At 64.6% G+C, this 17995-nt stretch carries 15 protein-coding genes and 1 pseudogene; 6 read left to right on the plus strand and 10 right to left on the minus strand.

Annotation, left to right across the window (positions count from 1 at the left end; genetic code table 11):
* The first annotated feature begins 36 nt into the window (after positions 1-36).
* From lexA to UP09_RS32330, 3 genes are all read left to right on the plus strand, one after another.
* Positions 37-741 (plus strand): transcriptional repressor LexA, encoded by a 705-nt coding sequence (gene lexA, locus UP09_RS32320; RefSeq protein ID WP_044542719.1) that lies wholly within the window; start codon positions 37-39, stop codon positions 739-741.
* A gap of 176 nt (positions 742-917) precedes the next feature.
* Positions 918-1346: a hypothetical protein gene (locus UP09_RS32325; protein WP_044542352.1), complete on the plus strand. Its 429-nt coding sequence runs from the start codon at positions 918-920 to the stop codon at positions 1344-1346.
* A gap of 148 nt (positions 1347-1494) precedes the next feature.
* The gene (locus tag UP09_RS32330) at positions 1495-1722 is read left to right on the plus strand and encodes a hypothetical protein (protein WP_044542720.1); all 228 of its coding nucleotides are present in this window, start codon (positions 1495-1497) and stop codon (positions 1720-1722) included.
* On the opposite strand, the pseudogene UP09_RS32335 reads toward UP09_RS32330, so the two are convergent.
* Both UP09_RS32335 and UP09_RS32340 read right to left on the minus strand, forming a co-directional pair.
* Positions 1719-3758 (minus strand): annotated as a pseudogene (locus UP09_RS32335) (ComEC/Rec2 family competence protein); the annotation flags it as partial. The gene UP09_RS32330 and the pseudogene UP09_RS32335 sit on opposite strands and share 4 nt — an antisense overlap.
* Positions 3759-3829: 71 nt before the next feature.
* A complete protein-coding gene (locus UP09_RS32340) occupies positions 3830-4306 on the minus strand; it encodes an L-2-amino-thiazoline-4-carboxylic acid hydrolase (protein WP_044542353.1) in 477 nt (158 codons plus the stop codon).
* 139 nt (positions 4307-4445) lie between these two features.
* On the opposite strand from UP09_RS32340, the gene UP09_RS38775 reads away from it, so the two are divergent.
* Positions 4446-5054, plus strand: a complete 609-nt coding sequence (locus UP09_RS38775; RefSeq protein WP_044542354.1) for a LysR family transcriptional regulator — start codon at positions 4446-4448, stop codon at positions 5052-5054.
* A 264-nt stretch (positions 5055-5318) separates the two neighbouring features.
* Here UP09_RS38775 and UP09_RS32350 read toward each other — a convergent pair whose 3' ends face one another.
* The 3 genes from UP09_RS32350 to UP09_RS32360 form a co-directional block, all read right to left on the minus strand.
* Positions 5319-5705, minus strand: a complete 387-nt coding sequence (locus UP09_RS32350) for a YybH family protein (protein ID WP_044542355.1) — start codon at positions 5703-5705, stop codon at positions 5319-5321.
* A gap of 35 nt (positions 5706-5740) precedes the next feature.
* Positions 5741-7438, minus strand: coding sequence for a glutamine--tRNA ligase/YqeY domain fusion protein (locus tag UP09_RS32355; protein ID WP_044542722.1), 1698 nt, complete (start codon positions 7436-7438; stop codon positions 5741-5743).
* Positions 7439-7512: 74 nt separating this feature from the next.
* On the minus strand, positions 7513-8100 hold the full coding sequence (locus UP09_RS32360) for an NAD(P)H-dependent oxidoreductase (RefSeq protein ID WP_044542356.1): 588 nt from the start codon (positions 8098-8100) through the stop codon (positions 7513-7515).
* A 67-nt stretch (positions 8101-8167) separates the two neighbouring features.
* On the opposite strand from UP09_RS32360, the gene gltX reads away from it, so the two are divergent.
* Positions 8168-9592 carry a glutamate--tRNA ligase gene (gene gltX, locus UP09_RS32365; protein WP_044542357.1) on the plus strand — a complete coding sequence of 475 codons (1425 nt, stop codon included), beginning with the start codon at positions 8168-8170 and terminating at the stop codon, positions 9590-9592.
* Between the two features lie 163 nt (positions 9593-9755).
* Positions 9756-11060 (plus strand): citrate synthase, encoded by a 1305-nt coding sequence (gene gltA / locus UP09_RS32370; protein ID WP_044542358.1) that lies wholly within the window; start codon positions 9756-9758, stop codon positions 11058-11060.
* An 84-nt stretch (positions 11061-11144) separates the two neighbouring features.
* Here the strand turns inward: gltA and UP09_RS32375 are convergent, their stop codons facing one another.
* The 5 genes from UP09_RS32375 to lpxA all read right to left on the minus strand — a co-directional run bounded on the left by UP09_RS32375 (position 11145) and on the right by lpxA (position 17954).
* Positions 11145-13148: a flavin monoamine oxidase family protein gene (locus UP09_RS32375; protein ID WP_044542359.1), complete on the minus strand. Its 2004-nt coding sequence runs from the start codon at positions 13146-13148 to the stop codon at positions 11145-11147.
* A gap of 5 nt (positions 13149-13153) precedes the next feature.
* Positions 13154-14869 (minus strand): alpha-keto acid decarboxylase family protein, encoded by a 1716-nt coding sequence (locus UP09_RS32380; RefSeq protein WP_044542360.1) that lies wholly within the window; start codon positions 14867-14869, stop codon positions 13154-13156.
* 229 nt (positions 14870-15098) lie between these two features.
* Complete coding sequence (lpxB, locus tag UP09_RS32385) at positions 15099-16277, minus strand: lipid-A-disaccharide synthase (protein ID WP_044542361.1); 1179 nt, start codon at positions 16275-16277, stop codon at positions 15099-15101.
* A complete protein-coding gene (locus UP09_RS32390; protein ID WP_044542723.1) occupies positions 16277-17134 on the minus strand; it encodes an LpxI family protein in 858 nt (285 codons plus the stop codon). Before UP09_RS32390 ends, lpxB begins: the two co-directional genes overlap by 1 nt.
* Positions 17135-17153: 19 nt before the next feature.
* Positions 17154-17954, minus strand: a complete 801-nt coding sequence (gene lpxA / locus UP09_RS32395) for an acyl-ACP--UDP-N-acetylglucosamine O-acyltransferase (protein ID WP_044542362.1) — start codon at positions 17952-17954, stop codon at positions 17154-17156.
* Between the last annotated feature and the right edge of the window lie 41 nt (positions 17955-17995).

The following is a 17995-nucleotide window of genomic DNA, read 5'->3' on the forward strand; positions in this document are numbered from 1 at the left end:
AATCGAACGACGCTACCAACCGGGGGAATGCTCGAGATGCTCACGCGCAAACAGTACGAACTTCTGCGTTTCATCAACGAACGTCTGAAAGAGGCCGGCGTGCCGCCCTCCTTCGACGAGATGAAGGACGCGCTCGACCTGCGCTCGAAATCCGGTATCCATCGCCTCATCACCGCCCTTGAGGAGCGCGGCTTCATCCGCCGCCTGCCCAACCGCGCCCGCGCCATCGAGGTGATCAAGCTTCCCGAGCTCTCCGGCGGCGGCGGCAATGGCCGGCGCGGCTTCACACCAAGCGTCATCGAGGGCACGCTCGGCAAACGCTCGACCGCGCCGATGACGGCCGAGGAGGACAGCAACCGCCCGGTCGCCGTCCCCGTGATGGGCCGGATCGCGGCCGGTACCCCGATCGAGGCGCTGCAAACCCGCAGCCACACCATCAGCGTCCCGCCCGACATGCTCGGCTCCGGCGAACACTACGCGCTGGAAGTGCGCGGCGATTCCATGGTCGAAGCCGGTATTCTCGACGGCGACATGGCGCTGATCCAGCGCAACGACACCGCCAACACCGGCGATATCGTGGTGGCGCTGATCGACGAGGAGGAAGCCACGCTCAAGCGCTTCCGCCGCCGCGGCGCCTCGATCGCGCTCGAGCCGGCCAACACCGCCTATGAAGTGCGCATCCTGCCGCCGAACCGGGTGCGGATCCAGGGCAAGCTGATCGGGCTCTATCGCAAGTACTGACGCAAATATTGACGGCGACAAACGCGCTGTAGCGCGTTTGTGATCGGAGCGCTCCACGGCCAGTCGTACAATCGCCCAGAAACGGGAAGAAGATCGCACGCTATCGTCCACTCTGGTAGAGGCCCTATGCCTCAAGGAGAGGCACGGGTCGCTACCTCGAAATGAGGAGCCATCCGATGTGTGACTATAGTCTGCACGCTGTGGCATCGCGCCCCGCCGTCGTCGGAGACACGCTGGTCACCACGACCTTCCGCGGCACGTCGACCCGCGGCTTTGCTTCGGAGCATGATCCCGCTGTCGCGGTGTGCATGCGTCCGGGCACCGAACTCGCCTTCGCCGAGAACGTCCGCTACGATGGCCGCTGGCTCTGGACCAGGACGATCGGCTACCGCGTCGGCGTGTTCAACGAGGTCGAGCCCGACGTTCCCGATCGCCATCATGATGCGGTCGAATTCCCCGACGGCAACCGCGTGCTGGTGACCCAGCTCTGCGAAGGCCAGCGCGTCACCGTGCTGCAGCTGCCGGCGGTCACGTCGACCGTCGAGCGCGAGCCCAAGGTCCTGGAGCGGCGGCCCTCCGTATTCGCGTTGCTGTTTTTGGGTTGAGACCATCGTCGCCGCAGGATGAGCCTCCGCGCGGCAGTGTCGTTAGGCGATTTTGAGCGACCCCGGGCGCGCGTTCCGGGGCGCATCCGGAGGATTTGCGTCTGATGGCGCCTTGGCGCATCATCGCGCGCGGACGAGGACACGCGCGGTGGTCGACAAGGTCACTTGGCAGAAGGCTGGACGCGTCACGGAGCCGGGCCGCTACATGTTCCGGTTCGGCTGGCTGACGGTGACGGCCGCCGACCTCAAGGTCTGGGAGCAGTTTCCCCAGGCCGCCTTCACCCTCGTCAAGATACCCGACGCTGATCCCGACGCGGCCGAGTACCACCTCGGTTTGTTCGAGCTGCCGACCGGGCCGTCGTCCGAGCCCAACTAATCGTCGCCCTGAATATCCGCTTCCGCTGGGGTCGCATCGACCGCCGGCCGCGGCGCGGCGCCGGGGGTGCGCAGGGTCGTGTCGCTCTCGGGTTCACCGGGAACCGCCGGCGACCAAGGCCGGTCGATGCCACCGGGCTTGACCGCGTCGATGGCATAGCCGTCACGGAGACGGCGCAGCATCATCGCACCGTGGCGCCGCAGCCGCGCGGAATCGATCACGGAGGCCGCGCAGCCCTGCGGCGCCGACCGCGCGGTGACGATCAGCGTCGCGTGCTCGCAATCATCCTCCAGCGCGTCGGGCCGCGTCGCCAGCGCGACGAAGCCACCGCCAGCGCCCGCGGTGACGCAGCCGCTCTCGTCGCAGGAGACACCGTCGGCCAGCGAGAGATCGGCCGGCGTCCGCGCATCGGCATCCGCCGCCAGCCACTCCTTGACGAGGAAGGCGTCCTTGGCGCTCCGCATCAGATGCAGCCGTCCGTCGCCGCCGCGGACCGCGACGTTGCGGCCGTCGGCGGAGACCAGCACATCCGGCTGCGGCACCCTCACCGCCCAGATCAGCGCCACCACGAGCAACGCCACGCCCGACCAGCGCAGCGGCGTGCGCAACAGCCCAAGCAGGACCAGCCCGGCACTCGCCACGATCAGCGGCCCGACGCCAAACGCCGCCATGCGGCCGACCGCGCCGGGCAGCGCCGCAACCCATTGCGTGACCACGATCATCCAGTCGATGCCGAAACCCATGACAGTCCAGCAAACGCCGTCGAACCCGAACGGCATGGCGAGCAGTCCCAGCAGGCCCGCCGGCATCACGATCGCCGACACCACCGGCATCGCCGCCAGATTGGCGAGCAGCCCGTAAGGCGTGACGCGGTGAAAGTGGAATGCGGCATAGGGCGTCGTCGCGAGCCCCGCCACCAGCGAGGCCAGCACCAACATCGAGATTTCGCGCCCGCCCCACAGCGCGACGCGCGCGGTCGCCGAATGATCCGGCGAGGCCATGAGCTTCGGCATCCCGATCTGGACCAGCGCCACCAGCCCGAGCGTCGCCGCGAACGACATCTGGAAGCTCGGATGCACCAGCGCTTCCGGCGCGATCGCCAGCACGATCAGCGCCGCCACCGCCAGCGTCCGGAACGTGATTGCGCGGCGATCGACCATGACCGCGATCAGCACCACGGCCGTCATGAAGAACGACCGCTGGGTCGCGACCTCCGAACCCGACAGCAGGAGATAGAACGCCGCGGCCACAAGCGCGGCGGCGGCCGCCCATTTCTTGATCGGATGCCCCGCCGTCAGCGCCGGAAACAGCGCCAGCAGCGCACGGACCACGAAGAACACCACGCCCGCGACGACGGCCATGTGATAGCCGGAGATCGACAGCACGTGGCCAAGCCCGGAGATGAACATCGCATCGTTGACCGGCGTGGTGATCGCATCGCGTCGGCCAGTGAGCAGCGCGGTCGCGATCGCGCGCTTGTCACCGTCGAGCGACGTGCGGATGCGCGCGTCGATGGCATCGCGCAGGTTCTGCATCACGGCCGCGTAGCGCAGCGCGAGGCCGCCGCTTGCCGGCGGCTCCCTGGTCTTGATCGCGCCCATCGCGAAGCCGGAGGCGCCGATGCCCTGAAAATAGACGTCGCGGCCGAAATCATAGGAGCCCGGGCGCTGTGGTCCGAGCGGCGGCTGCAACCGCGCCTTCAGTTCGACGAAGCTGCCGACATCGGGCGCGGTGCCCTTCTTCACCGAGAGCCTGACGCGCTCGAGCTTCGTGGTGTCCCGCGGGCTCTCCATCGAGACCACGCGCAGCACAAAGCGGTCGGTCTTCTCTCTGACGTCGCGTGTCTCGACAAATCCGGTCAGCGCCACCGAGAACATCGGCCGCGCCAGCACGCCGTGCGCGATCCGCGCGGTCTTCCAGGTCGCAGTGGCAAATCCCGCGGCCACGGCCGCCGCCATGACGATGGCGGGAAACAGCTTCTGCCGCCGCAGCAGGAACGCCAGCGCACACAGCGCAACCGCGACGGCGGCGGCAAGTATATAATGCGCGGCCGACTAGCGGAACGCAACCAGAACACGAGGGTATCCGGCATCACGAGCTGCGGCTGCTACGGCGTCCTGCGAAACCGGAAATCGCAGCACGAGGCCCCCTCCATCAAGGTCTGGGAACGCGACAGCTCCAGGCCGTCGTCGAACCCTGTGAGCATGGCATGGTCGCGTTTGCAGTGAACCTGGTAACCGATGTCAGCGAGGCCGAGATCCTTGTAGAACTCGGCATAGCCGCAGCGCCTCACGTTGAAGGCAAATTCCTGATCCGACTGATCCAGGACCTGGACCTCCATGCCGCCGCCGGCCGCCCACAGTTCATCGACAATTCGCCTCAACGATCCGATACCCTGTCCGTAGGTAGTGGCCCATGTTGCGCCATCCTCGGTCGCCAGCCGGCGTATCGTCGCATCGACGAGCTCTCGCGCGGCATCGTCTCCGAGCTTGTCACGCAGCGTCTGGATGAAGGGGATCAGAACGCGGCCCTCGATCTTGCGCCGCTGCAAATGATTGATGGCCACTTCGTGAGTGTCGGGCATGGATGCTCTCCCTGGCAGAAACCGGTCGGCTATTTCTGCGGGAGCGGAGCAGCCGGATCAAACCAATCCTCCTCGGTCATTGACTTAGAAAATCTATCCCTGAAAACTGCGGCTCGACAGAACCCGAGATGTGCCGACGATGAGCTACCGTCTCCCTCCCCTGAACGGGCTGCGCGCCTTCGAGACGTCCGCGCGGCATTTGAGCTTCAAGCGAGCGGCCGACGAACTATGCGTGACGCCCGGCGCGGTCAGCCAGCAGGTGAAGGCGCTGGAGACCGCGTTGGGGATCGCGCTGTTCCGGCGGCTGCCGCGCGGATTGCTGTTGACGGCCGCCGGCGAGGAGTACCTGCCATCGATCAGCCGCGCCTTTCATGAGATATCGAACGCGACGCATCGCACCGCGCCCGCGCTTCGCGGCAGACGGCTTCGGCTCGGCGTTGCACCGGTCATCCTGTCAAGGAAGTGCCCTGCGATCCAAGGCTTGACGCGGCAGGACCAGCGGCCATTGCGCGTCAATCTCTCCGCGACCGGCGATCTCGGCGAGTTGATCGACGGCAGGCTCGATGCCATGCTGCGGCCCCCCACGCGATCGCACCCGGGACTGCATCTCGAGCAGGTCGAACTTCGCTCGCCGAAGGGCGCGACCGTGCCGGCTACCCTGCTCACGCTGCCGGGATTGGCCGGCTGCCTGGAGCACCGGGCGCTCGTCAAGGTCCTGCAGGAGCAGAATCTGTCCGCCGAGACATGATGCGGGCCGCGGCTAGTCTAGAGCAAGATGCTAGAGCAAGATGAAGTCAGGTTGAATCGGCCGAGCCGCAGACTTGGCTGCACCTCTCCCGCTTGCGGGCGGGGCTAGTTTGCATGATTTCGGAATAATGGAAGAATACCGTTGAGTTGCCCGACGTGTCAAGTTGCCGTGTCGAACGCCGGCAGCCCACCGGCTACTTTGCATGGGGTTGTTTTCGATATTTCGGCACTGCGCCGCTGCGACGGCACACTATCGCATCACGCTCTAAATCAGCGGCGCCAGTGACGAGACATGATGGCAGGCGATCTTCCAGTCGCCGTCCTCGCGGGCGATCACCCAGGTGATCTTCACCGCGAGCGACGGCGCATCGCCTTCGAGGAAGAAGGACGCGATCGCCGCCATGTTGACGAGATCGGGATTGACCCGCTCGGTCCTGACCTCGCTGAACTGGACGCGCGGCGCAGCCCAGCGCGGCAGGCCGTCAAAATAGGCCTTCACCCCATCGCGGCCGCGATAGAGAGTCGGGTTCGAGCCGAAGAAGAAGGCGCTCTTCGAATAGAGCGCGGCAAGCGCATCGGCGTCGAGCTTGCCGAAGCAAAGCGACCATTTGGCGATGATGTCGGAGGCGATGTCATCGGTCTCGCTTGGCATCGATCGCCTCCATCTCGTCCACCACGGCGCTGGGCTCAGCCCTTGCCGCCGACTTCCTTCGCAAAGGTGTCGCGCAGGCCGATGGTGCGGTTGAACACGAGTTTGTCTGCCGTCGAGTCCTTGTCGCGCACGAAATAGCCCTGCCGCTCGAACTGCATCACGTCGGGCGAATTGCTCTCGGCGATCGCGGGCTCGACGCGGGCGTCGGTCAGCACTTCCAGCGACTGCGGATTGAGGTCGGCGGCGAAGTTGCCCGCGTTCGGGCTCGGATTGGCGAACAGCTGGTTGTAGACGCGGATCTCCGCCGGCTTCGACTGCGCCGCTGAAAGCCAGTGCATCGTCGCCTTCACCTTGCGGCCGTCTGGCGCATTGCCGCCTTTGGTCGCAGGATCGTAGGTGCAGCGCAGCTCGACGATCTCGCCGGCATCGTTCTTCACCACATCAGTGCACTTGATGAAATAGGCATAGCGCAGCCGCACCTCGTTGCCGGGCGAGAGGCGGAAGAACTTCTTCGGCGGGCTCTCCATGAAATCGTCGCGCTCGATATAGAGTTCGCGGCCGAAGGCGATCTTGCGGGTGCCGGCCTCGGGATTGTCGGGATGGTTGATCGCCTCGAGCTCCTCGACCTGCCCTTCCGGATAGTTCTCGATCACGACCTTGAGCGGCCGCAGCACCGCCATGCGGCGCAGAGACGTGCGGTTCAGCTCCTCGCGGATGCAGAATTCGAGCATCCCGACATCCACCACGCTGTTGGCCTTGGCGACGCCGATGCGCTTGATGAATTCGCGCACCGCGGCCGGCGGCACGCCGCGCCGCTTCAGGCCGGCGATGGTTGGCATGCGCGGGTCGTCCCAGCCCGAAACATGGTTGTCGCGCACGAGCTGGGTCAGCACGCGCTTGGACAACAGCGTGTAGGTCAGATTCAGCCGCGCCATTTCATACTGCCGCGGCTTCGACGGCACCGGCAGCTTATCGAGCAGCCACTCATAGAGCGGCCGGTGATCCTCGAACTCCAGCGTGCAGATCGAGTGCGTGATGCCTTCAATGGCGTCCGACTGGCCGTGGGCGTAGTCGTAGCTCGGATAGATCGACCATGTGTCGCCGGTGCGCGGATGGTGGGCGTGCAGGATACGATACAGCACGGGGTCGCGCAGGTTGATGTTGCCCGACGCCATGTCGATCCTGGCGCGCAGCACGCGGGCGCCATTCGGGAATTCGCCGGCCTTCATGCGCCGGAACAGATCGAGGTTCTCATCCACCGAGCGGTCGCGGAACGGCGAGTTCTTGCCCGGCTCGGTCAGCGTGCCGCGTGAGGTGCGGATCTCCTCCTGCGACTGGTCGTCGACATAGGCATGGCCGTCCCTGATCAGGCCCTCGGCCCATTCGTACAGGCGCTCGAAATAGTCAGAGGCGTAATGGAGGTTGGTTCCCCAGTCGTAGCCGAGCCAGTGAACGTCGGCCTGGATGGAGTCGATATATTCCTGCTCCTCCCGGGTCGGATTGGTGTCGTCGAAGCGCAGATTGCACTGGCCCCCGAACTCCTGCGCGATGCCGAAATTCAGGGCAATCGACTTGGCATGGCCGATGTGCAGGTAGCCATTCGGCTCCGGCGGGAAGCGCGTCACAACCTGGCTATGCTTGTGGGAGGCGAGATCGGCCTGGACGATGTCGCGAATGAAGTCGCGCCCTGCCTCTGCCGTCGCCGTGTCTGCCGCCAATGGTTCTGTCGTCATGCCGAATTCCTGTGGATTCTGCGGACCTTCTGCCAAATTCGGGCGCGCAGGCCAAGCCCCGCGGCGGTCTTCGGTCAAAGTTCGGAAATTCTGGTCCGCACCCGCTCAGTGAAGGCCGTGCGGGACGCCGGTGTGGACCGATCCATATCATAATGGGCCAGATAGAACGACCGAACCTGGCGCCCGCACATTGGCTTCAGGGCCCGGAACAGGACTTTGCGGCCGGGATCCTGCATGACAAACCGGGTTAGCCACCACGGCGATCCGTAGGTCGTCACCACACCGAACAGCCGGATGTTGGTGAGCAGAGGCTTGATGCGACCGCCGCTCAAATCATGCGCAAACGCGGTTCCAGGCGCCCAGACGCGGTCAAAATAGCCCTTGAGCATGGCGGGCATCGAGAACCACCAATGCGGAAAGCAGAAGATGATGCCGTCCACCCGCCGCAATTGCCCAACCAGGCGCGAGACGGCCGTCTCGTCATAGGGCCCCGCGAAGTAGCTCCGCCGCTCCGCTTCGGTCATCGCCGGCGAGAATTGCTCGCGGTCAAGATCGGTCGCGATCACCTCGTGCCGGCGGCTGAGCGTCTCGACGATAGTCCGGAACAGCGCGTGATTGTAGCTGTCGACCAGCGGATGGCTATGAACGACCTGGATTAGCATTGGCAAAATCTCCCATGCGTATGATACACGGTCGCCCGACCTCCTGACCCCGTTTGCTCACGTTCGAATGACCACAGCACCCGTCATCACTCGCTTCGCGCCCTCACCGACCGGTTTCCTCCATATCGGAGGCGGCCGCACTGCGCTGTTCAACTGGCTCTACGCCCGGAAGCACGGTGGCAAGATGCTGCTGCGGATCGAGGATACCGACCGCGAGCGCTCGACCGAGGCGGCCATTGCCGCCATCCTGGACGGCCTGCAGTGGCTCGAGCTCGACTGGGACGGCGACGTCATCTACCAGTTCAGCCGCGCCGCCCGCCACCGCGAGGTCGCCGAGAGCCTGCTGGCTTCGGGGCGAGCCTATCACTGCTACGCCACGCCGGAGCAATTGACGGCGATGCGCGAAAAGGCGCGCGCCGAGGGCCGCACCCGCCTCTATGACGGCCTCTGGCGCGACCGCGATCCGGCCACGGCGCCTTCGGGCGTCAGGCCGACCATCCGCCTGAAGGCACCGCAGACCGGCGAGACCGTGATCGAGGACCAGGTCCAGGGCCGCGTGGTCTGGCAGAACGAGAACCTCGACGACCTCGTGCTGCTGCGTGGTGACGGCACCCCGACCTACATGCTCGCCGTCGTGGTCGACGACCACGATATGGCCGTCACCCATGTGATCCGCGGCGACGATCATTTGATCAATGCCGCGCGCCAGAAGCAGATCTACGACGCGCTGGAATGGGGCATCCCGAACATGTCCCACATTCCGCTGATCCACGGTCCCGACGGCTCGAAACTGTCGAAGCGCCACGGCGCGCTCGGCGTCGATGCCTACCGTGCCTTGGGCTATCTGCCCGCCGCGTTGCGCAACTACCTCGTCCGGCTCGGCTGGAGCCATGGCGACCAGGAGATCTTCTCGACCCAGGAGATGATCGACGCCTTCGAGCTGTCAGGCGTCGGCCGCTCGGCGGCGCGGTTCGATTTCGCCAAGCTCGAGAACCTCAACGGCCACTATATCCGCCACAGCGACGATCAATCCCTCGTGACCCAGTTCGAGAAGGTGCTGGATTATGTTCCCGAGGGCGCCGCGCTGAAGGCCAAGCTCAACGACACCACGCGCGGGCAATTGCTGCGGGCGATGCCGAGCCTGAAGGAGCGCGCCAAGACGCTGATCGAGCTGATCTCGGGTGCCTATTTCATCTTCGCCGACCGACCGCTCGAGCTTGAGCCGAAGGCGGCCGCGATGCTGACGCCGGAGACGCGCGCACTGATCGGTCAGCTGCGCACGGCGCTGGACGCCGTGAATGACTGGACGGCCGAGACCACCGAGACCGCCATGCGGAATTTCGCCGAACAGAACAATCTGAAGCTTGGCGCCGTAGCCCAGCCGCTGCGGGTCGCACTGACCGGACGGACGACGTCACCGGGAATTTTCGACGTCCTGGCCGTGCTGGGACGCCAGGAATGCCTCGACCGGCTCGCCGATCAGGCGGCGTGATGATCTTGCATGGTCCCCTCCCAGGGGCCATCTTGCAGCGCACATTGCAATAAGCTACGCATCTTCGGACGCCTTATAGACGAGCCGTCCGGCCCCGCCACGTGCCGCCCAGCGGCTCGCGGGCAAGGCCGGTTTTCGCAACGAATTCATCGGGGATCACGCGATGGACGCAAAATCCAGCAGCAAAACAGCCACCCTTACGATCGGCAACAAGACCTATGATTTCCCGATCCTGAGCGGTACCGTCGGGCCTGACGTTATCGACATCGCCAAGCTCTACGGCCAGGCCGGGGTGTTCACCTACGACCCCGGCTTCACCTCGACCGGCAGCTGCCAGTCCAAGATCACCTACATCGACGGCGACGCCGGTATCCTCGAATACCGTGGCTATCCGATCGAACAGCTCGCCGAACACGGCGATTTCCTCGAGACCTGCTACCTGCTGCTCTACGGGGACCTTCCGACCCCGGCCCAGAAGAAAGACTTCGACAGCCGCGTGATCCATCACACCATGGTTCACGAGCAGATGGCCCGCTTCTACCAGGGCTTCCGCCGCGACGCCCATCCGATGGCGATCATGGTGGCGGCCGTCGGCGCGCTGGCCGCGTTCTATCACGACAGTACCGACATCAACGATCCGCAGCAGCGCATGATCGCCTCGATGCGCATGATCGCGAAAGTCCCCACCCTGGCCGCGATGGCCTTCAAATACACCATCGGCCAGCCCTTCGTGTATCCGAAGAACTCGCTCACCTTCGCTGAAAACTTCCTCAACATGTGCTTCGCGGTGCCCTGTGAGGAGTACAAGATCAATCCGGTGCTCGCCGACGCGCTCGACAAGATCTTCATCCTGCATGCCGACCACGAGCAGAACGCCTCGACCTCGACGGTGCGCATTGCCGGCTCGTCGGGCGCCAACCCGTTCGCCTGCATCGCGGCCGGCATCGCCTGCCTGTGGGGACCGGCGCATGGCGGCGCCAATGAAGCGGCGCTGGCGATGCTGTCCGACATCGGCACCGTCGACAAGATTCCCGACTTCATCAAGCGCGTGAAGGACAAGAACAGCGAAGTCCGCCTGATGGGCTTCGGCCACCGCGTCTACAAGAACTACGACCCGCGCGCCAAGATCATGCAGAAGATGTGCCATGCGGTGCTGGCCGAGACCGGCCACGGCGACGATCCGATGCTGAAGGTCGCGCTGGAGCTCGAGAAGATCGCGCTCAGCGATCCCTACTTCATTGACCGCAAGCTCTATCCGAACGTCGACTTCTATTCGGGCATCACGCTGAAGGCGATGGGCTTCCCGACCTCGATGTTCACCGTGCTGTTCGCGGTCGCCCGCACCGTCGGCTGGATCAGCCAATGGAGCGAGATGATCGAGGATCCGCAGCAGAAGATCGGCCGTCCGCGCCAGCTCTACACCGGCGTCGCGCGCCGTGACTATGTGACGATCGACAATCGCACGTAAGCGCAGCCGATACGCCTCTCCGACAAAAGCCGGACGCGGAACCCGCGTCCGGCTTTTTGCTGTCCTGCGTCCGGCGGTGGTGCGCTACTTGGTGCGCGACGGACAGATGAACGGATAGTTGGCGTTATCGATGATCGGGGCTACTCCGAAGAAGTCGTTGAGGACCGATTCCGCCGTGCAGAAGGCGCCCTCGACCCAGGCCTGATCGTTGGAATAGGCCTCACCGACGATGAAGATGTCGGCGTCCGCGCCGTCGATCAGTTGCGAGGGCTTGCGGATCTTCTGCTGCACATCGCAGACGTTGTAGTGCGAGGCATAGGCGTGGTAGCCGGCGTTGAACGGCGGCAGCGACCAGTCCATGTAACGGGTCTCGAGCGGCTCAGGCACCGCGGTGTAGTCCGATTGCGGGCCGAAATGCACGGCCGCAAGCTGGGCGCGTAGCATCTTGACCATGATCGGCGGCGCCTCGCGTGGGCCGTCGAGCGGCTGCATATCGTCGGAGATCGGGATCTTGCGCTCCCTGTCCGGCCCCAGCTCCAGATCCTGCCAGAAGCTGGTGTACATCTCGTCGTCGTAGCTTGCGAGCAGGCCGAAGACGGGCTTCTGCCCCTCCCCGCGCGCGTTGTTGCCGAAGTAGACCACCTGCCGGATCGGCGTGTCGGTGACGCTTGGGCCGATCGAGTTGCGCTTGGCGGCAGCGAGCAACTGCTCCTCCTGCTTCACGGTCAAACGCTCCTGGATGGCGTGCTCGACCGCATGAATAAAATCGCTCGCCGACGCATAGGGCGTCTCGACAATCACCGCGCTGTTCTTCATCGCCGCGACGTAGGCGGCCGGGAAACCCGCTTTCGCGAGCGCATCGAGCACCCGCAGCGTCACTTCGTAGCTCAGGATCGGCGCCGGATATTGCAGGGCCGAGTTCGTGGTGTCCGTCCACCATTCCTGATCGAAGAACATGCCGACCTTGTAGGACGGCTGCATGATCGCGGACTCCAGATAGAGTTGAACCTTCTCGTGATTCAGCACATCGAGACCCTGGTGATCCTCATAGCGCGTCGCCTGAGCGACGAGGTCGATCGCATAGCGCGGCATCGCGAGCCAGGCCGCATTTGTCGTCCGCGTCGCCGCCTTCTTGTTCGGACTCTTTCGCGTTGCGACCGCATAACTGATGCCGTCACCGACCTTGAGGATCGAATGCAGCCTTGTGTCGGGGTGATAGTCGAAGGTCACGCCCTTCGCTTTCGCGAGCCTTACGATCGCGTCGAACAGCGCATTGAAGATGCTGGAATAACCCGTCGTCAGTGTCTTGTACTCGGTGCCCGGCGTGAACTCGTTATTGGCCTGCAGCGCGACCGCCGAATTCCAGTTGATGACATTCGAGGTGTAGCCATTGCCGTCGGAGACATAACCGAACCCTTCGGAGCCCAATTGGTCGAACATCAGGTTCCAGTAACCGATGTCCTTGAAAAGCTGCCCCTTCTGGTAGACCGACGACTGCGGCACATCGACCGCAATGCTGCCATCCTGATAGAACTCGCACCACGCAGCGCGGGTCTGCGGCAGGTTCTTGGCGGTACCCGCAAGCAGCTCAACCGTGGTGAAGCCGGTGTCGGGCGAATCGTCGGCGCCGTAATGGTCGACGTGGTAGGGCGCGGGATTGGCCGAGGTAATGCTGGCCAGATACATGTTCTTGGTGCGTAGGTAGTAGAGCGGATTTGACGATGTGTTGAACGGCACCGCGTACTGGTCGAGACCGAGTTGCTTGATGACAGTGGTGACAACCCGATGCCCGCCCGCGGTCCCGCTGTTGTCGCCGTTCCAGTCGGAATAACGCATCCCGCCCAGTTCGAGATAGGAACTGCTCTTGTCGTCCTTGTAGTGCCAGGTGCAGACGCGCGCGCCGGCGGCGCGACTGCCCGGATACTCCTTGGAGAAATCATACTTGCCCCAATCGTAGAGTTCGAGCGTGTCACCCTGGGCGAGTTGCTTCGCCTTGCCGCCCTCGCCGGCCGTCTTGCCGTCGAGCAGGCGCCAAGCGGTGTAGAGCCCGGAGGCGCCGGCGCCGAAGATCGAATAGGTCTTCGCCATGATCGCTACTCCACGCCCAGCCGCAGCATTTGCCGGGGCAGGTCCTTTTCGGGAATCACGACCTCGACCAGCGAGGGCTGATCCGTCGGCTTCTTGAGTTCATGCAGGACCGCGTTCAACTCGCTGACGGTCGTCACGCGGTAACCCTTGGCGCCAAAGGCCTTGGCCAGCGCCAGGTAATCCCATTTCGGCAGGATATCGAACGCGTCGAATCTGTGCTCGGGGCCGGGTTCAAACGCGGTGATGTCGACATAGACCTGCTCGATCGCGTAGACCGCGTTGCTCATCACGAAGATGACTGCGTTGAGCTTGTTGCGCGCCAGCGTCGAGAGCGACTGGCAGACCATCATGAAGCCGCCATCGCCGGCGACGGTCCATGCACGCTTGCCGCTACCGAATTGCGCGCCCGACGCGGCGCCGGTCTCGAAGCCGATGCACTGCCACGCCGCCGATCCAATGAAACTGCCCTTGGCAAGGCCGTAGGCGTTGGTCGCCACATACAGCGCCGAGCTGACGCCATAGGTCATCACGATCTGATCCAGCATGTCGTTGTCATGCAGGAACTTCATCGAATGCTGGAAGAAGCGGTTGTAGGTGATAGTCTCGGGCTTGTCGTTCCATTGCGGATCGGAATTCGACACCCACGGCTCCGGATAGGCGGGCTGGCGCGGCGCGATGGTCGACAGCGGATAGCCCTTGGTGGTCTTGAAGCGCGCGAGCAAGGCTTCCATGAAGTCCTTCATGGTCACGCCGTCGAAGATGAAATAGCCGGCCCTGATCTGGTCGGTGGTCGCAAACACCATGTCGGAATATTTGTCCTCGATGAACCACAGATAGTCGTCGGTGATGATCGTGCCCAAGGTCAGGAAACAATCGGCCTGCGCGACGAGATCGCGGACGCTCTGGATCGATGCGGCATCGGAATAGGTGCCGACGAATTTGGGGCCCTTTTCATCCAGCACGGTCTTGCCGAGCGTCGTGGTGGTGTAGAGGAAGCCGCTGGCATCGATGATCTGCTGCAGCAGGTCCGAGAGGCCGTGCCGCAGCACCTCGACGCCGGCGAAGATCATCGGATGCTTCGCCGCCGTGATCTGGGCCCAGGCTGCGGTGACCGCATTCTCGAGCGCCAGCGGCTCGCTCTTGAACACGAGCGGCCGCAAGGCCTCGTTCGACGGCCTCGGACAGGGCTCACCCCACACTTCCTTGTAACATTCGATGTAGACGGGCCGCTTGTAGGTGATGGCTGATATCAGGAGATTGTCGATCTTCTCGGCCGCGCCGACCGAGGTACTGAGCGTCTCGGCTGCCACAGTGACCTGTCGGTAGACCTCCTGGTCGGCCCGCAGATTGCCGGTCGAGTGGTGATAGAGCACGTCGTACATCTTGGTGATCTGCCGGGCATCTGCGCCTGGCGTGGCGCTGATCACCACCACCGGGCTGAACTCGACATAGGCCCCCGCGATCGCGTTGAGCGCGCTGAAGGTCGAGACCCCGTATTGCAGCGAGACGGCCCCTAACCCCCGCGTCCGGCCGTAAGCGTCGGCAGCGTAGGCCGCGTCGAGCTCGTTGATAGCGCCGATAGCATTGACGCCGGGGAAATGCTCCAGCGCCTGGGTGAAATGCTTGACGTAGTCGCCCGGGATCTGAAAGACCTCCGTGACATCAAGCTGTTTCAGTCTGGTGAGAAGATAGTCGGCGACCGTAAATGGCTGATTGGTCATTGGGCTCCCGCGTTTCCCGCTTCGGCACGCAACCCTAAAACAATCATATTTGTAACAGCAATCTTAGATTGCGTACACCCTCACGTTGAATTCGTCAACCGATCGTGATGCACGCAGATCGGGCTTTCGACCGGTGCAAATCTCGCTAAAAGTCTCGCTACAAATATCGCTATTGGTCCGGCCAGCGCCGAAACCGCTGCGGCCGGATGCCGCTCGCATCCCGCACTGCCTAGCCGGACCGCCGGCCCATCGTCGCGAGCACGATATCCGCGGCCCGAACGCTCGGCGGTTGATTGCCGGTCGACATCTTCGCATCCAGCGTCGCGAACGCGACGAGCTGCCGCAGCCGCTCGGGCGAATCCGCGAGCACTTCGCCAAGCGCTTGCGCAAGATTCGCCGGCGTGCAGTCTTCCTGGAGGAACTCCGGGATGATCTCGTCCCCGATCACGAGATTGGCGAGGATCACCGACGACACCCGAATTGCACGCCGCAAAATGAAGGCCTCGGCGGCGCCGACCCGATAGGCCGTCACCATGGGAATGCCTGACAGCGCGAGCTCCAGCGTCACCGTGCCCGACTTCGCCAGCGCGGCGCGCGCACGGCGGAATGCCGCGCGCTTCTCGGTCTCGGCGACCGCGATCGTCGGCACGACCGGCCATGCCGCCACGCCCTCACGCACCATCGTCTCGAGATGCGGCATGGTCGGAAGCACGAGCTCGAACCCCGTCCGTTTGCCGAGTTCGCCGAGGGCCGCGCCGAACAGCGCCAGGTGATGCCTGATTTCGCTGCGCCGGCTTCCGGGCAGAACGAGCAGGACCGGCGGCGCGGCATCGCGCCGCGCCCGCTCCTGCTCGTTCGGCCGGAGTGAAGCGAGCTGCTCGATCAGGGGATGGCCGACGTAGCTGCATGGCGGCCCATTCAGCTTGCGATATTCCTCCGGCTCGAACGGCAGCAGCGCCAACACGTGATCGACATAGCTGCGCATCGCCTGCGCCCTGCCCGGCCGCCACGCCCAAACCGAGGGCGATACATAGTTGACGATCGGAATCTCAGGCTTGCGCGCACGAACGCGGCGGGCGACGCGGTGGGTGAAATCGGGGCTGTCGATGATGACGAGCATGTCAGGCAATTCATCGAGCACCGCATCAGTGGTGCGGCGGATCAATTGCAGGATCTTCGGCAATTGCTTCACGACGGCCGCAAACCCCATGATCGACAGGTCTTCGATCGGAAACAGCGGGTCGATCCCCTCGCGGGTCATTGCGCGGCCGCCGACGCCGGAAAACCGCACGGCGTCGCCGAGCCGTTGCCGCAGCACCTTCATCAGCGCGGCACCAAGCCTGTCACCGGATTCCTCGGTCGCAATGAGGAAGATCTTTCGGCCAATGGCGGGGTTGCGGGCCTGCATCAGCCGGCCAGACCAATGACGAAGAGCCGCCTGGCGTCGGCGGCCTGGATCAGCGCTTGCGGTTCGGCGGCAAGCGTGTTGCCGGCGATCACCGCGACCCCGGCAATACCTGCCGCCGCCGCCCCCTCGACCGTGCGCGAGCCGATGGTCGGCAGATCGAAGCGCAGATCCTGGCCGCTCTTGGGTGCCTTCACCAGCACACCGCGGCCGGCCTTGGCGCGGATGCGGCCCTCGGCGCGCAGGCGCGCCACGCGCATCAGCAGCCCATCGGTGCCTTCGATGTCCTCGACCGCAACGACATGCCCGTCGATCACGATAGCGGCCTGGCCGATATCGAACGGACCAAGTGCCTCGAGCACGCCGCGTCCGCGCGCGATGTCGGCGAGCGCACTGCCGTCGGGAACCGCGCGCGTGATGGCCCCTTCCGGCATCAGGAGATCGGGCGCGACGTCCTTGATTCCGACCATGCGGAATCCCTGCTGCTCCAAGATACGCCCGACACTCGACAACAGGTGATCGTCACCGCCGCGAAACGCGCGCGCGACATGGCCGAGCAGGCGCAGCGTGCCCCAGTCGAGCCGGATCTCCGAGAGCGCCGGCCGCACCAGCGTGCCGATGAAGATCAGGTCGCGGCAGCCCTCGTCGCGGAACAGCCTTGTTGCCCGCCCGACCTGGCCGACCGATATCCAGCGGTGACGAAACCGCTGCGCGCGCGCGGGATCGCAGGCGCCGCGCAGCGCGAACAACACCGGCGTGATGCCGCGCGCGACCAGCGAGTCTGCGACCGCAAACGGCATCGCACCGCCACCGGCGATCACGCCGACGGGCGAGGAGATCGAGGGAGCCGCTGACGTCATGCTGGCGGCCATCGCATGGTCAGTGCTCGTTGCCGGCGGCCGGAAGGCAGAGCGCACGGTGCTTGCCGCCGTCAATGAAAGCGAGGATTTCGGCGATCGCAGGATCCTCGCCGGCGAGCGGTTGCACGGCCGCCAGCCGCTCGGCGAAAATGCCCGGGCCGTGGAACAGCTTCTGATAGAACGCGCGCACGGTCGCGAGCCGATCTCTGGTGAACTGGCGGCGCCTCATGCCGATGATGTTCAGACCTTCGAGCACGGCATACTGGCCGTTGGCCAGCCCGAACGGGATCACGTCGCCGCGTACGCCGCAGACGCCGCCGATCATCACCTGCGGGCCGATCCGTGTGAACTGATGCACCGCGGACAGGCCGCCGATATAGACGAAGTCGCCGATCTCGCAATGCCCTCCGAGCGTCGCCGAAGTCGCGAAGATCGCGTTGTTGCCGACCGTGCAGTCATGACCGACGTGGCTGTTGTTCATGAAGAAACCGCGATCGCCGACGCGCGTGAGCCCGCCACCCTTGACGGTGCCGATGTTCATCGTGACGCCTTCACGGATCGTGCAGGCCTCGCCGACTTCGAGGCGGGTCGGCTCGCCGCGGTAGCTCAGGTCCTGCGGCGGGCCGCCGAGCGCGGCGAATGGCGAGATGACGCAGCCGGCGCCGATCCTGGTATGCCCGCTGATCGTGACATGCGCGATCAGCTTGCAGTTTTCGCCGATCACGGCGTCGGGGCCGATGATGCAGTACGGACCGATCTCGGTGCCGGCGCCGATCACCGCGCCATCCGCAATTCGCGCAGTGGGATCGATCATGCTCATGGAACTGGAATCCGGATTCGTTAACGGCGCCTCGGCGCAAA

The organism is Bradyrhizobium sp. LTSP885 (assembly GCF_000938305.1).
In the GTDB taxonomy this organism is placed as follows: Bacteria; Pseudomonadota; Alphaproteobacteria; order Rhizobiales; family Xanthobacteraceae; genus Bradyrhizobium.